Genomic DNA, 14,914 nt, shown 5'->3' with positions numbered 1-14,914 from the left:
AATAGAAAGACCAGTGAGAAAATGTCATTGGTCTTTCGTTGAGGCCATCGGATAATGTGAAGTTGGATTGTAAATTTAAAGCTAACCACCTTTATCCTTACACTTCAAAAAGCTTTATGCTTAGTCTAAGTTTGTCAGCCAGCATTGCGATAAACCCACTATTGAACAAAGAGTTGGTTTTCAGAAAATTGGTTTGTTTGCAATAACCCCAACCCGATATCCTAACCCTTTCAAGAAGCCTTATGCTCAAGTCTAAGCTTGTCAGCGACCATTGCGATGAATTCGGAATTGGTTGGTTTTGCTTTTGTCATGCTGACGGTGTAGCCGAAAAGAGATGAAATGGATTCGATGTTGCCTCTGCTCCAGGCGACTTCAATCGCATGGCGGATCGCCCGTTCTACACGGCTTGCTGTAGTGTTGAATTTCTTGGCGATATCGGGATATAACACTTTCGTAATTGAGCCAAGGAGTTCGATATCATTGTAAACCATGGAAATGGCTTCACGTAAGTACATGTAGCCTTTGATATGGGCTGGGACACCGATTTCATGGATAATGCTTGTGATGCTTGCGTCAAGATTTTTCGGCTTTTGTTCAGCAGACGACCGATAATTTGAGGAAAACGATTTTCTAACCATATTGGTTGATTTTCCGCTGACCTGGCGAATATGGTTTGCCAAATTTTCCATATCAAAAGGCTTCAAAATAAAATATGATGCGCCAAGTTCAACAGCTTTCGTTGTGACATCTTCCTGTCCGAAAGCGGTAAGCATGATGACATTAAGAGCAGGATTTGTCTTCATCTCTCGGACCTTTTCCAACACAGCAAGGCCGTCCAAATGAGGCATGATAATATCTAAAACTAAAACGTCCGGTTTAGTTTCCTCTACAATTTCAAGGCACTCCTGACCGTTATGCGCTACACCGACTACTTCCATATCCTCTTGGGAAGAAATATATTCCTCTAATAGTCCAACAAGCTCCCTGTTGTCGTCTACAACACAAACTTTAATTTTTTTCACTTCTTGTTCCTCCTTGACTCCATTATGGTCTCTTTTTCTAACCGCTGCTAATTTCTATTCTAAATGACAAATTCGACAATGCAACCCAAATTCCTTTTGTTTTTTAATATTTTCTGAAAAAGGGCATAAAATCATATTTTTTCTTTAAAATTCTTTCTTTTTCGACGGATTTCACCAGTTTTCATATTAGGAGTCGACTCTTTGTCGAAAAATCTTCATTTTTTTTGCGATGGAGCGCACATAATAAAAGATAGGCAGGATAACCTGCCTATTTAAAGAGCCAAAAGGATCATTATCAATTTGTGCTTAACTTGCTTTTTGCTTGGGTTGCTCATATATATCGATGTCCGCTTCGTTTAGCATCCATTCAATGTGAACACCGTAGCCGGATGTTGGATCATTAACGAACACGTGTGTGACAGCGCCAATTAGCTTTCCATCCTGGATGATCGGGCTCCCGCTCATTCCCTGGACGATTCCGCCCGTTTTTTCGAGCAGCTTTGGATCTGTTACTTTAATAACCATTCCTTTCGTCGCCGGAAATTTTTGCGGAATTGTGCTAACAATTTCGATGTCAAACAGGTTGACCTCGTCAGTGTCGACCACCGTTAAGATTTTTGCAGGCCCTTCTTTAACTTGATGTGATAATGCAATCGGCAATGGCTCGTCATAAACACCATTTTCAATATCTTTATTCAACTTGCCAAAAATCCCAAAAGGACTGTTTCTGTTTATGTTTCCGATTACTTCCCGATCAGTTGAAAACTGCGCGAGTTTTTCGCCGGGATCTCCATTGCTTCCTTTTTCAATAGAAGTAACAGTTGATCGGACAATTTGCCCATCTTCCACCACAATCGGCTTTTTTGTATCCATGTCGGAAATGACGTGCCCCAACGCACCATACTTTTTTGATTCGGGGTGATAAAAAGTCATCGTGCCGATTCCAGCCGCTGAATCCCGGATATAAAGGCCAAGCTTATAGGAGTTCTCGCCTTTTTCCTGAGTGGGCTTTAATTGTGCGCTTATCTTGTCATTCTCGCGGTTAATCGTGATATTAAGTGGTTGACCATTTTTTCCCGCATTCTGAACAACCGGGCCAACGTCCGCCATTTTCTCTATTGGCGTGCCGTTTATTTCAGTGATAATATCGCCAACCCTTATTCCGGCAGCTTCTCCCGGCGACGCTTTCCCTGCCGGGGTTTCAACCTGGTGATGGCCTACAACTAACACACCAACCGTATTTAACTTCACTCCGATCGACTGGCCGCCCGGGTAAACTTTAAAATCCTTTAAAACATCAACATCAACTTTTTTAATGGGAAAACCCGCCAGTTCGAGGATCATCTCATTTTTTCCATATTCCTTTGCTTCGAGCGAGACTGAATCCTGATCTTGAACAAGGTTAAGATTTGAGCTATCTGAAGACAAACCAGCCGATACTGTCACAGCCTTTGGCAGATCGATCTGTTGTCCTTCAAAAATGGTAAGTTGTTTTGGAATTGACAAATATTCATGAACGGGTTTTAAAAATCCGATGGCAATTAATGAAACAAGGAGAATTCCACCAATTATCTTTCTGAGATGCTCATATATCAAATTTTTCACTCTCCTCGCTTCTAGTCCACACACTCGTTAAAAATGGCTACATCTATAATTTTGCCTGCTTGAGAGGCATTTATAACCGATGGAAATTAAAGTTTTTATCCATTTGGCAGGAATGATCTTTATAAAAAAAGAAAAGCTACCCGTATGGATAGCTTTTAATTTGCCATTTTCAGTTCGTTTGCGAGCTGCAACAGCTCTTCGGCATGCTGTTTGGTCAAATCGGTAATTTCAACGCCGGAAATCATTCGCCCGATTTCTTTAATTTTTTCGGGTATGGTGAGCGGGGTGACTGTCGTTTTTGTCCGTCCCGCTTTCGTTTTCTTGGCAATAAACAGGTGTGTATCCGCCATTGCTGCCACTTGCGGCAGGTGTGATATGCAAAGCACTTGAGAGTTCACGGATACTTTATAAATTTTTTCGGCTATTGCCTGGGCCACTCGGCCGCTTACACCGGTATCCACTTCATCAAATATGATTGATGTAACCCCCTGGTGTTTCGAAAAAATGCTTTTCAAAGCAAGCATAATTCGCGAAAGCTCGCCACCTGAGGCGATTTTTGAAAGGGGTTTGAGCGGTTCCCCCGGATTTGTTGAGATGAAAAACTCGGCCTTATCTGAACCGTTTTTCGTGAATCCATCTCCTGCTGTGCCGAATTTTATCTCAAAAACCGTTTTTTCCATGTAGAGTTCTTTTAATTCTTTCATGATCAGTTTTGTCAGCTTTTTTGCCCAGCTTTTACGAAGATCGGTCAGCTGTTTTGCTTCTAATTTTAAATCCTTTCGCAGCGATGAAAGCTCTTGTTCCAATTGGCCGATATGCGTCTCCTTGTTTTGCAGCGTTTCCAGTTCTTCTTCAATCTTTGCTGCATATTCGAGAATTTCAGCAATAGTACTTCCATATTTGCGTTTTAACCCATTGATTTCAGTCAATCGTTCTTCAATTTCATTTAAGCGGCGCGGATCAAACTCGAGGAGCTCAAGTTCATTGCGAAGTGACGTTGAAACGTCTTCAAGGGCATAAAAACTAGCCGATACGGTTTCATACATTTCCTTATAAGCCGGGTCAAGATCTGCTGCATCCTGCAAATGCCCCATCACAAGCCCAATCCAATCAAGCCCCTTTTGTTCGCTTTGCAGGGCCATATATCCTGATTGAACTGCCGCAAAGATCCGTTCGAAGTTCCCCAGCTTTTGTTTTTCTTCAAAAAGCTCTTCATCTTCATTTACCTGCAAATTGGCAGCCTGGATTTCCTCGAACTGAAATTGGAGTAAATCGAGACGGTGTGCCATCTGCTGTTCGTTTTCACTTAAATTTTTCAACTTCCGCTGTGTCGTGTCATAAGCGCGGTATACTTGCCGGTAATCTTCAAGAGCAGCAGCAATCTCGTCGGCACCGAACTGGTCAAGTAACGAAATATGCATCGTTTCATCCATAAGCTCCTGATGCTCGTGCTGCCCATGAATATCAATCAGCGTGCTGCCAATTTCCCTCAACGTCGAAATCGTAACAAGTTTGCCGTTTATGCGGCAGACACTTTTACCGTTTTTGGCTATATCACGACGAAGGATCACCATTCCTTCTTCAATCTCCAGTCCAAATGCTTTTGCCTTTTCATAGCATGGGTGCTTCTCATCATCGAGCAGAAACAGCCCTTCAATCTCGGCCTTCTCTTCGCCATGACGAACAAATTCTGCTGAGCCCCTGCCGCCGACAAGCAAATGTACAGCATCGATAATGATCGATTTCCCTGCGCCCGTTTCACCTGTTAGCACAGTCAAACCTTTTTGAAACGGGATCGATATGGCTTCGATGATTGCGAAATTTTTTATGGACAGTTCATTTAACAAAGTCGTCACCTCGGTTAGAGCATTTCAAGAAAACGGTCTGAAATAGCTTTTGTGTCTTCAGGTGACCTGCAAATGATTAAGATTGTATCATCACCGCAGATCGTTCCAAGTATTTCTTCCCAGTCAAGATTGTCAATTAATGCGCCAATCGCCATCGCATTGCCCGGCAGTGTTTTCATTACCAGCAAATGCCCGGCATTATCGATCCGCACAAATGCATCCATTAGCGATCTTTTTAGCTTTTGCAGTGGATTGAACCTTTGATCTGCTGGCAAGCTGTATTTATACCTGCCATCCATTAACGGCACTTTCACTAAGTGCAGCTCTTTAATATCGCGGGAAACGGTTGCCTGGGTTACATTAAAACCTGCGCGTTTCAACCGGTCAACAAGGTCGTCCTGGGTTTCTATATCGTTGTTTGTAATCAGGTCACGTATCTTAATATGGCGCTGTCCTTTATTCATTCCTATCACCTCAAAAGCGAATCGTAACAGTCTTTTCATTTTCTATTATTTATGTTAGCCCATTTCTGTTAACTTGTACATTTTTTCTTAAAAATCGACACTGATTATTCACTGCTTAGCGACTAAAGTCGTTTTGCCATGTTTAGTTTCATACAGTTAACCGGATTTGAAACCGAACCGAATCGACAAAAAAAGGAATAAGCATATCGCTCATTCCTCGGCAGCTTGTTTTGACTTCAATTCAGCATGGGCCTCCTCAACCACCTTGGCCGGTGGGATTACGAGTTCATTCTTCCCTATTTCCTGTTCACCTTCCCAATAAAGATGCAGCAGAAATTCGATATTGCCATCGCCGCCAGTGATGGGTGAGTAAGAAAGGTTTTTAACATTAAAGCCAATACTCAGTGAAAAATCAATGATTTTTTCAAGGACGCTCTCATGGACTTTTTTATCCCGGACAATTCCCTTTTTTCCAACCTGGTCTTTTCCTGCCTCGAATTGGGGTTTGACAAGGGCAATCACATTGCTGCCGTTCACAAGCAATGTCTTTAGGACGGGTAAAATTAATGTCAGGGAAATAAATGAAACATCGATCGTTGCGAAGCTTGGCATTTCCCCCTGTAAATCTGCGGGGGTAACATAGCGAAAGTTTGTCCGTTCCATCACGACGACCCGCTCATCCTGGCGCAATTTCCAGGCGAGCTGGTTATAGCCGACGTCCAATGCGTACGAAAGCCTGGCTCCATTTTGCAGGGCGCAATCTGTAAAGCCCCCGGTCGATGAACCGATGTCAAGCATTACGCGGTCACGGACATCGACATCGAATATTTTCAAAGCTTTTTCAAGCTTTAAGCCGCCTCTGCTCACATAAGGCAAGACGTTACCTTTTACCGTCAGCGGAAGGTCGGCATTCACTTTTTCGCCCGGCTTATCAAGGCGTTCCTCATTGCTGTACACAAGGCCCGCCATCACAGCACGCTTTGCCTTTTCCCGCGTATCGAACAAGCCTTTTTCTACAAGCAATACATCTAAGCGTTCTTTTTTGCTTTTCATCCCTTAAGCCCTTTTTTGTTTCTTTCTGGCGAGGATTTTCATTTTTTGTACGACATTCTCGACAGTCATCCCAATTTCCTTGAGGAGCTCTGACACACTTCCATGCTCAATAAATTCGTCTGGAATTCCCATCCGTTCAATCCTGGAGTTATGGTAGCCGTTATTATGGGCGAATTCCAGTACGGCGCTGCCAAAGCCCCCCTGTAAAACAGCTTCCTCAATGGTAAAGACTGGCATCGCATCACTGAGAATGCCTTTAAGCATTTTATCATCAAGAGGCTTGATAAACCTCGCATTGACCACTTTAACAGAGACTCCTTGTTTCTCGAGGATTGCAGCTGCTTCCATTGCCATCGGGATCGTTGTCCCGAATGTCAGGATCGCCGCATCTTCACCGTCTCTTAAAATCTCCCAGCTGCCGATTGGAATCGTCTGTAACTGTTCATCCATCGGAACGCCAATTCCGTTGCCGCGCGGGAACCGCATTGCAATTGGTCCGTTATCATATTTTATGGCGGTGTTTACCATATGCTGGCCTTCATTTTCATCCTTCGGCATCATCAAAACCATATTGGGAAGATGCCTCAAGAAGGCGATATCGAAAACACCCTGGTGGGTTTCGCCGTCCGCACCAACCAGCCCAGCCCGGTCAATGCCGATAAACACATTTAAGTTTTGCCGGCAAATATCGTGGACAACCTGGTCATACGCTCTCTGTAAAAAAGTTGAATAGATCGCCAAAAACGGTTTCATATTCTGGGTAGCAAGCCCTGCCGCAACTGTGGCAGCATGCTGCTCAGCAATCCCGACATCATACATCCGATCAGGAAACTCGCTTGCGAAACCTTCCAGTTTGGAACCGACTGGCATTGCCGGAGTGATCGCAACAATCCGTTCATCTTCTCGCGCTAATTGCCGGACGGTCTCGCTGACAAGCTTGCTCCATGCTGGAGGAGGATTAATCGGCTTGACAAAATCACCCGTTTCGATTTTATAAGAACCTGTGCCATGCCACGTTCCGATTTTATCGTTTTCAGCGGGTTGGTACCCTTTCCCCTTTTTTGTAATAACATGAAGCAGCACTGGTCCTTCAGTCTTTTTTGCATAGCTTAAATTCTCAAACAAATCCTCATAATTATGCCCATCAACAGGACCGAGATAAGTAAATCCCAATTCTTCAAAAAATATTCCGGAAACAAGTAAGTACTTCAAGCTATCCTTTACTCTTTCGGCAGTCGAGGCAAGGCGTCCGCCGACAGCCGGAATTTTCTTAAGAAGCATTTCAAGCTCGTCTTTGACCCATTGGTATTTGCCTGCTGTCCTTAATCGGCCCAGCACACTATGAAGTGCTCCGACATTCGGGGCAATCGACATTTCATTATCATTCAAGATCACGATCATATCTTTTTTTTCATGGCCGATATGGTTAAGCGCCTCGAGCGCCATCCCGCCTGTTAAAGCTCCGTCGCCAATCACCGGAATAATAAACGAATCGTCTTTTTTCAAGTCTCTGGCGATGGCCATCCCCATTGCTGCTGAAAGAGAGGTAGAGCTATGGCCTGTTTCCCATACATCGTGATCGCTTTCAATTCTTTTCGGAAAACCGCAAAGGCCTTTGAACTGGCGCAGGGTATCAAATTGCGAAGCCCGTCCTGTTAAAATTTTATGAACATACGACTGATGCCCTACATCCCAGATGATTTTATCCTTCGGGCTGTCAAAGCACTTGTGCAAAGCAATCGTTAATTCAACGACCCCGAGATTTGGGCCGATATGTCCTCCAGTTATTGAAAGCTTTTCAATTAAAAACTGGCGGATATCATCGCTGAGCGCTTCCAATTCTGTTGTTGACAGTTCTTTTAAGAATCCCGGGTCTTTAATTTTCATTAGATCCATGTTCGGATCACTCGCTTTCATCCCTATTTCGTTCGTAAATAGTTTAATTTCGATAAATGTCGACGCCCCGCACTTGTCGCGGCATAAATTCCTGTTTCGGGGTATAATCCAGTTCTGATCGATTATCGTTTTGGATCAGAGCCGTTGTTCATTCCCTCAAACAGGCACAAAGTTTTAAAAATAGCCGCTAACACCGGAGTGTAACGGCATACTGGCTTTTTAAATAAGCTTTTTTAGGTTCATTTAACTTGAGGTAACAGCTAATAAAGTAACCCAATTATATCATATGCCTATTTCCGCCTCAAATTTACTAATGGTTCCGGTCTGCAACCAAATCAGCAATGTCTTGCAGAAGGCTTGTATACAATATGGTTTCCTTTAGAGCCAATTTGGCTTTGTGAATATGCCCGGCTAGTTCCTGTTTTGCCCCTTCCATCGTCAGCAAAGAAGGATATGTACTTTTTTGGTTGTTCATATCACTGCCAATTGGTTTGCCAATCAGCTCCTCACTTCCTTCGAGGTCTAATATATCATCCCGAATTTGAAATGCAAGACCTAAATGGTAGGCATACCGGGTCAGCTTGTCAATAGTGGCTTTGTCAGCACCAGCCAACAACGCTCCGGCCAGCACGCTGTATATCAACAGCTTTCCAGTTTTGTGAACATGAATATATTCTAATTCTTCTTTAGTCAGTGCCTTTCCTTCGCCTTCAAGATCGGCTGCCTGGCCGCCGACCATGCCTTCTGCCCCTGCTGCCTTTGCGAATTCGATGATCAACTCAAGCTTTATATGAGACGAAGCGAATTGTTCCGGGGTTGCAGCGATGAGTTGAAAGCTATAGGTTAAAAGTGCGTCCCCTGCCAAAATCGCAAATGCTTCGCCGAAAACTTTGTGGCTGGTCGGTTTTCCTCTGCGCAAGTCATCATTGTCCATGCTTGGCAGATCGTCGTGGATCAGCGAATAGGTGTGAAGCATTTCAATCGCTGCAGCAGTGTTCAGTCCCTTTTGGCTCGCTTGCCCAAAGGCATGGAGCGTCGCAAACAGCAAAAGCGGACGAATCCGCTTCCCTCCCGCTTCGAGAGAGTAAAGCATCGCTTCCTTCATAATCGTTGGAGCCTCGATATCCTTTATCACTTTCCGCAACTGTTCTTCAAGGAGCTTTTTATGTTCAATTGCAAAAGAAGCAAGAGATTGATTGTTCAAAAGGCTATTCCTCCTCTTTGATGGAGAATGGTTCCGTCTTTCCTTCCTCAGTTAAAACCTGGGTCAGCTGTTCCTCCACGCTTTTCAATTTATCATGGCAAAGCTTTGAAAGCTCCATCCCTTCTTTATAGATCGAAATCGCCTCTTCAAGAGGGACGTCGCCCTCCTCCAACCGGTCCACGATTACTTCCAGTTTCTCCATCGCTTCCTCAAATGTAAGTTGTTTTTCAGCTGCCACTGTTCTCGCTCTCCTTTATGTCCATTATCCTGCAGTGCATATAGCCGTCTGCCATTTTGACTTCTATTGATTCGTCCTTTTTCACTGCCGCTATGCTTTTCACCAACTGGCCGTCATCTTTATAAACAAGACTATAGCCCCGGTTCATGATTTTCAAGGGACTTAAGGCTTCAAGTGTTGTTAGCATGCTGTGCAGATCCTTTTGCTTATTTGCATGAATGTTGCCCAATGCTTTCTTTAATGACCGGTTTGATCTTTTATAGTTGGCAACGGCTTCGCTTAATAGCTCGCGCGGATGGACGCGGTTCAGCCGCCCAAGCTCGCGCCGGTGCTGTTCCGATTTTAAGGCGAAAAGCTTTTGCGCTCCTTTTACGAGCTGTTCCCTCCGCTTATCGACCTGCTCGATTTTTTGCTCGTACAGCCTTTGCGGATAGCGGAAGGCGTAAGATTTTTGCATGCGGTTCAAGCGCTGATTTTGCGCAGCGACTTTTTCCTTCATCGCGCGCAGCAGTCTTGTCTGCCGATTCATAATCCTCTCCATTAAATCGTCTATATGCGGGACCGCTAGCTCTGCGGCGGCCGTTGGTGTCGGTGCACGCATATCGGCAACAAAATCGGCAATCGTATAATCCGTTTCATGTCCGACGGCGGAAATTACCGGAATGCGAGATTCGAAAATTGTTCTTGCGACAATTTCTTCATTAAAAGCCCACAGTTCTTCAATCGAACCTCCACCACGGCCGACGATCAGCACATCAATTTCGCTGTTGCCATTCGCCATTGCAATGGCCTTTGCAATCGACGGAGCTGCCTGCTCGCCCTGTACTAATGCAGGAATGAGGATAACGCTCGCAATCGGATAGCGGCGCTTCAGTGTTGTCAGAACATCGCGAATAGCCGCACCAGTTGGCGAGGTGATCACCCCTACTGTATGAGGATACTTTGGGATGCTTTTTTTGTACTGGGGTGAAAATAGCCCTTCCTTCTGCAGCTTTTCTTTCAGCTGCTCATAAGCCAAGTAAAGCTCGCCGACTCCATCCGGGCGCATTTCCTTGATGTACATTTGATACTGGCCGCTCGATTCATAGACGGTTATATCTCCTTTAACAAGCACCTTCATGCCGTTTTCCGGGGAAAACTTCATGAATCGATTGGAGCTCGAAAACATAACGGCAAGAATCCGGGCTTTTTCATCCTTCAGAGTGAAGTACATATGACCGCTCGAATGCTGTTTATAATTGGAGATTTCCCCCTTCACAAAAATGTCCTGCAAATGGGGATCAGCATCAAATTTTCTTTTTATATATTTTGTTAAAGCGTGAACGGTTAAAAAACGCTGTTCCTTCATAACAAGCTCCTTTAAATTTCCAGCTAAACAGCTTGGCACAAACAAACTGTCCCCATCTATTATAAGGTTTGGATCTCCATCCGTCACCTCTCCAGGGTTTCGAATATTCAAGATCCATCCTCATAATAGACAGGGACTCTAATTTGGTTAATGCGTTTTTTGCAGCCTTTTTTGAAAGTTATCAGCTGATTTCAATGTATTGTGCATGAGCATGGTGATCGTCATTGGTCCGACTCCGCCTGGAACAGGAGTGATGTAGGCTGCCTTTGTGCTTACTTCTTCAAATGCAACATCACCGCAAAGCTTTCCTTGATCATTGCGGTTCATCCCGACATCAACGACAACAGCGCCTTCCTTCACGTGGTCAGCAGTGATTAAGTTGGCTATGCCGACCGCTGCCACGAGTATATCGGCAGTTTTCGTAAAAGCTTTTAAATCCTTTGTCTTTGAATGACAGTATGTAACAGTAGCATTTTCATTTAGAAACAGCTGCCCTGATGGCTTCCCGACGATGTTGCTGCGCCCGATGACAACCACATGCTTGCCGGCGATTTCGATATTCATCTCTTTTAGCATAACCATAATCCCTGCGGGTGTACACGATACGAATGCATCCTGTCCAGTCATCATTCTGCCGATGTTAACAGGATGAAATCCGTCCACATCCTTGTCAGGCGAGATCGCCTCGATTACATTCGTTTCATTGATATGTTTTGGGAGCGGAAGCTGCACTAAAATACCATGGATTGAGTCGTCATTGTTTAGCTCGGCAATTTTGCAGAGCAGCTCTCGTTCTGTAAGCGACTCGGGATATTTGAGCACAACGGAATGCATCCCCAGCTCTTTGCTTGCTCTCTCCTTATTTTTTACATATGTACCTGATGCCTGGTCATTTCCTACTAATATGACAGCAAGACCCGGGTGAACATTTAGTCTCTTTAACCTGGCCACATCATCGGCAATTTCTGCGCGCTTTTTTCTGGCAATTTCTTTTCCATCAATAATTTGGGCTGTCATGACATTTCCCCCTGTTTTCATATTCCATTCCGCTGTATGCTATTGACGGCTATTATGCTAATTGCTGTTTAATCTTGGACAATACTCCATTGATAAACCGGCTGGATTGTTCATCTCCATATAGCTTGGCAATTTCGATTGCTTCATCAAGAACGACATTTTGCGGAACTTCTTCTTTACAATAGGCAAGCTCAAAAGCAGCCATTCTTAGTAAATTCCGATCAACAGTTGCCAGGCGCTCAAGCGTCCATTTTTCAAGATGAACTTTAATCATGCCATCAAGTTCTTCTTTATGCTCGACAACACCTGAAACCAGTCTTGTTAAATACTCATCGCCTGGTGCTTCCTCCAAAACGTGTTCGATTGCTGAGTCCGGCTCAGCCTGACTAACGTCAATTTGAAAAAGAGCCTGGAGTGCCTTTTCTCTCGCTGTTCTTCTTTTCATTTGAATTATGTGCTCCTTTTTAAGGAAATATGTTTTTTGGGTGCCACATCTTATTGAAAAAATAACTTTTCACTATAGTCTCAATTCATAACAAGATAATAGCACAAGTCGACTTGCTCTGCACGGTCTCTTTCGTTATTTTGCTTACTAAACAGGAATTTCACTATTATCTGAATAAATTTCATAAAATTCTTTAACTGAAAAACGAACGGTCATTTAACATTCAGATAATATTATTCGTTTCCTACGGCATACTCCTGTTTATTTAGACAACGTCATTAAAAAAACCAAAGACAGCAGATGTCTTTGGTTTGTTTATTAAATCTCTTCAATTTCTTCGGCTTCCTGCTTTTGGTTTTCAAACTGAATGCCGACGACATGAATGTTTACTTCTTCTGCGTTTAAAGCCGTCATATTAAGCAGTGCCTGACGAATGTTGTCCTGGATTTTCTGGGCAACATGCGGGATTGAGACGCCGAATTTCATCAGGCAATAAACATCAACCTTGATTCCTTGTTCGGTAAGCTCGACTTTCACGCCTTTGCCATGGTTTTTTTTGCCGAGCCTTTCAACTACACCAGTTGCGAAGTTTCCGCGCATTTGCGAAACTCCTTCCACCTCTGAGGCGGCAATTCCGGCAATAACCTCGATTACTTCTGGAGCAATTTCGACTTTGCCAAGCCCTGTATTCTCTTTGTTCATTTCAAGAATGTTGTTTTCGCTCATTTCATGCACCTCCAAATTATTTATCCGATTTCATCACATCATACAGTTCCAGAAATTTCGTATTGAATTGACCATCTACAAATTGCTCATGGTCCAGCAGCCTTAAGTGAAACGGAATTGTCGTATGGATGCCTTCAATAACAAATTCATTCAGAGCTCTTTTCATTCTGGCAATCGCTTCTTCCCGGCTGCTTCCGTATGTGATGACCTTCGCAATCATTGAATCGTAGTACGGCGGGATCGTATATCCGGGATACGCAGCCGAATCAATCCGGACTCCAAATCCGCCTGGCGGTAAGTACGTATTGATTTTTCCGGCTGATGGCATAAAGTTCTTTTCAGGATTTTCAGCATTAATTCTGCATTCGATCGCCCAGCCGGTAAAGATGACTTCATCCTGTTTTAAGCGAAGCCTCTCTCCGGACGCCACCCTGATTTGCTCCTTAATCAAATCGACACCGGTGACCATTTCAGTTACCGGGTGTTCAACTTGAATCCTTGTGTTCATTTCCATAAAGTAAAATTTGCGATTGCGATAATCATATATAAATTCTACCGTGCCAGCGCCTGAATAATCAACTGCTTTTGCAGCTTTTACAGCTGCATCTCCCATTTCTTCACGAATTTCCCCGTCGAGGGCCGGTGAAGGGGTTTCTTCCAGCAGTTTTTGCAGTCGTCTTTGGATAGTGCAATCGCGTTCGCCAAGGTGGATAACATTCCCATAACCATCCGCGAGGACTTGAATCTCGACGTGACGAAAATCTTCGATAAATTTTTCAAGATAAACGCCTGGATTCCCAAAAGCAGTCAATGCTTCCTGCTGGGTAATAGTAATCCCTTTAATCAGCTCCTGCTCTGTTCTTGCGATGCGGATTCCCTTCCCGCCACCGCCGGCTGTTGCTTTAATGATAACCGGGAAACCGATTTTATTTGCGAGTTCCACACCATCATCGACCGATTTAAGTATTCCCTGCGAGCCAGGAACAATCGGAACGCCAGCCTCGCGCATCGTTTCCCGTGCAATATCCTTCGTGCCCATTTTCGTGATTGCTTCGGGACTTGGGCCCACGAACGTGATATTCACTTCCCGGCACAGTTCAGCAAAGTCTGCATTTTCGGCGAGGAATCCATACCCTGGATGGATCGCGTCACAGTCGGTCAATTTGGCAACGCTGATAATATTTGTAAAGTTTAAGTAGCTGTCCTTTGAAGCTGTCGGTCCAATACAGTAAGCTTCGTCCGCAAGCTGAACATGAAGAGATTCCCTGTCAGCTTCCGAGTATACTGCCACCGTTTCAATATTCATCTCATGGCAAGCACGGATGATCCGAACGGCGATTTCTCCTCTGTTTGCGATTAACAGTTTTTTTATCATGATAAAATTAGCCCCCCTTATTCAGGCTTAACCAGAAATAAAGGCTGGCCATATTCTACAAGCTGCCCGTCACTCACTAAAATTTCAACAATTTCGCCATTCACTTCAGCCTCGATTTCATTGAACAGTTTCATCGCTTCGACAATACAAACGATGGAGTCATTGGAGACCTTTGATCCCACTTTTACATATGCAGGAGTATCTGGTGATGATGATTGATAAAAAGTCCCAACCATTGGGGATGTGATCTTATGTAGATTCGTAGCTTCAGGAGCTGCTTCTTCCCTGGCCGCGGGTTTTTCCTCTGCAGGAGTTTCTTGGTTAACTTCAGATAGAGCAGATTGTTGCGGTTTTACAGTTTCCACAACAGGGATTTCATTGATTGGCTGAGCGACCACAGTTGTCTCTGCTTTGTTCTTTTTCATTTTAATTTTTGAACCATCTTGTTCAAAAACAAATTCGTCAATGCTTGAATGATCAACAAGCTTTATCAGTTCACGTATTTCTTGCACCTTCAACATGATTACACCTCTGTCCTTCTTAATTAAGACTAGCTTCTAATATCATACGATAAGACCTGCTCAAAGTTCAACAATGTATTCGAGAGTCACAAGATAAAAAAGCCTCTCCACCCTATTGTAATATTTTTTATCATAATTGTGAATTTTTCCGAA

14 protein-coding genes are annotated in these 14,914 nt (G+C 43.9%); all 14 read right to left on the bottom strand.

Annotated elements, in window-relative coordinates:
* Positions 1 to 230: 230 nt before the first annotated feature.
* Positions 231 to 1,022, bottom strand: a complete 792-nt coding sequence (gene spo0A / locus CVD23_RS11330; RefSeq protein ID WP_101575676.1) for a sporulation transcription factor Spo0A — start codon at positions 1,020 to 1,022, stop codon at positions 231 to 233.
* A 306-nt stretch (positions 1,023 to 1,328) separates the two neighbouring features.
* The gene (gene spoIVB / locus CVD23_RS11325) at positions 1,329 to 2,627 is read right to left on the bottom strand and encodes a SpoIVB peptidase (RefSeq protein WP_373270848.1); all 1,299 of its coding nucleotides are present in this window, start codon (positions 2,625 to 2,627) and stop codon (positions 1,329 to 1,331) included.
* 155 nt (positions 2,628 to 2,782) lie between these two features.
* Positions 2,783 to 4,474, bottom strand: coding sequence for a DNA repair protein RecN (gene recN / locus CVD23_RS11320; protein ID WP_101666077.1), 1,692 nt, complete (start codon positions 4,472 to 4,474; stop codon positions 2,783 to 2,785).
* 14 nt (positions 4,475 to 4,488) lie between these two features.
* Positions 4,489 to 4,938 (bottom strand): transcriptional regulator AhrC/ArgR, encoded by a 450-nt coding sequence (gene ahrC, locus CVD23_RS11315; RefSeq protein WP_101575673.1) that lies wholly within the window; start codon positions 4,936 to 4,938, stop codon positions 4,489 to 4,491.
* 210 nt (positions 4,939 to 5,148) lie between these two features.
* Positions 5,149 to 5,991, bottom strand: coding sequence for a TlyA family RNA methyltransferase (locus CVD23_RS11310; RefSeq protein ID WP_101575672.1), 843 nt, complete (start codon positions 5,989 to 5,991; stop codon positions 5,149 to 5,151).
* 3 nt (positions 5,992 to 5,994) lie between these two features.
* Positions 5,995 to 7,887, bottom strand: a complete 1,893-nt coding sequence (dxs, locus tag CVD23_RS11305) for a 1-deoxy-D-xylulose-5-phosphate synthase (RefSeq protein ID WP_101666076.1) — start codon at positions 7,885 to 7,887, stop codon at positions 5,995 to 5,997.
* A gap of 310 nt (positions 7,888 to 8,197) precedes the next feature.
* Positions 8,198 to 9,091 carry a polyprenyl synthetase family protein gene (locus tag CVD23_RS11300; RefSeq protein WP_101666075.1) on the bottom strand — a complete coding sequence of 298 codons (894 nt, stop codon included), beginning with the start codon at positions 9,089 to 9,091 and terminating at the stop codon, positions 8,198 to 8,200.
* A gap of 4 nt (positions 9,092 to 9,095) precedes the next feature.
* Entirely contained in the window at positions 9,096 to 9,329 is a 234-nt protein-coding gene (locus tag CVD23_RS11295; RefSeq protein ID WP_101575669.1) for an exodeoxyribonuclease VII small subunit, read from the bottom strand.
* On the bottom strand, positions 9,319 to 10,677 hold the full coding sequence (gene xseA, locus CVD23_RS11290) for an exodeoxyribonuclease VII large subunit (RefSeq protein ID WP_101666125.1): 1,359 nt from the start codon (positions 10,675 to 10,677) through the stop codon (positions 9,319 to 9,321). The genes CVD23_RS11295 and xseA overlap by 11 nt, the downstream gene beginning before the upstream one ends.
* A gap of 147 nt (positions 10,678 to 10,824) precedes the next feature.
* Positions 10,825 to 11,694, bottom strand: a complete 870-nt coding sequence (folD, locus tag CVD23_RS11285; RefSeq protein ID WP_101666074.1) for a bifunctional methylenetetrahydrofolate dehydrogenase/methenyltetrahydrofolate cyclohydrolase FolD — start codon at positions 11,692 to 11,694, stop codon at positions 10,825 to 10,827.
* A gap of 52 nt (positions 11,695 to 11,746) precedes the next feature.
* Positions 11,747 to 12,139 (bottom strand): transcription antitermination factor NusB, encoded by a 393-nt coding sequence (gene nusB, locus CVD23_RS11280; protein WP_101666073.1) that lies wholly within the window; start codon positions 12,137 to 12,139, stop codon positions 11,747 to 11,749.
* Between the two features lie 318 nt (positions 12,140 to 12,457).
* The gene (locus CVD23_RS11275; protein ID WP_101575666.1) at positions 12,458 to 12,865 is read right to left on the bottom strand and encodes an Asp23/Gls24 family envelope stress response protein; all 408 of its coding nucleotides are present in this window, start codon (positions 12,863 to 12,865) and stop codon (positions 12,458 to 12,460) included.
* Positions 12,866 to 12,881: 16 nt separating this feature from the next.
* On the bottom strand, positions 12,882 to 14,240 hold the full coding sequence (accC, locus tag CVD23_RS11270; RefSeq protein WP_101666072.1) for an acetyl-CoA carboxylase biotin carboxylase subunit: 1,359 nt from the start codon (positions 14,238 to 14,240) through the stop codon (positions 12,882 to 12,884).
* A gap of 17 nt (positions 14,241 to 14,257) precedes the next feature.
* Complete coding sequence (gene accB / locus CVD23_RS11265; RefSeq protein WP_101666071.1) at positions 14,258 to 14,761, bottom strand: acetyl-CoA carboxylase biotin carboxyl carrier protein; 504 nt, start codon at positions 14,759 to 14,761, stop codon at positions 14,258 to 14,260.
* Positions 14,762 to 14,914 lie beyond the last annotated feature (153 nt).

The sequence above is a fragment of the Bacillus sp. V33-4 genome (genome assembly GCF_002860225.1).
Classification (GTDB): domain Bacteria; phylum Bacillota; class Bacilli; order Bacillales; family Cytobacillaceae; genus Bacillus_BJ; species Bacillus_BJ canaveralius.
The sequence above is the reverse complement of the archived record's forward strand: the minus strand, read 5'-3'. Positions and strand labels throughout refer to the sequence as shown.

What these genes read in the sequence shown, in the direction of transcription:
- accB (WP_101666071.1), bottom strand. Translation starts at nt 14,761, where the DNA reads ATGTTGAAGGTGCAAGAAATACGTGAACTGATAAAGCTTGTTGATCAT.
- nusB (WP_101666073.1), bottom strand. Translation starts at nt 12,139, where the DNA reads ATGAAAAGAAGAACAGCGAGAGAAAAGGCACTCCAGGCTCTTTTTCAA.
- folD (WP_101666074.1), bottom strand. Translation starts at nt 11,694, where the DNA reads ATGACAGCCCAAATTATTGATGGAAAAGAAATTGCCAGAAAAAAGCGC.
- CVD23_RS11310 (WP_101575672.1), bottom strand. Translation starts at nt 5,991, where the DNA reads ATGAAAAGCAAAAAAGAACGCTTAGATGTATTGCTTGTAGAAAAAGGC.
- ahrC (WP_101575673.1), bottom strand. Translation starts at nt 4,938, where the DNA reads ATGAATAAAGGACAGCGCCATATTAAGATACGTGACCTGATTACAAAC.
- dxs (WP_101666076.1), bottom strand. Translation starts at nt 7,887, where the DNA reads ATGGATCTAATGAAAATTAAAGACCCGGGATTCTTAAAAGAACTGTCA.
- accC (WP_101666072.1), bottom strand. Translation starts at nt 14,240, where the DNA reads ATGATAAAAAAACTGTTAATCGCAAACAGAGGAGAAATCGCCGTTCGG.
- xseA (WP_101666125.1), bottom strand. Translation starts at nt 10,677, where the DNA reads ATGAAGGAACAGCGTTTTTTAACCGTTCACGCTTTAACAAAATATATA.
- CVD23_RS11275 (WP_101575666.1), bottom strand. Translation starts at nt 12,865, where the DNA reads ATGAGCGAAAACAACATTCTTGAAATGAACAAAGAGAATACAGGGCTT.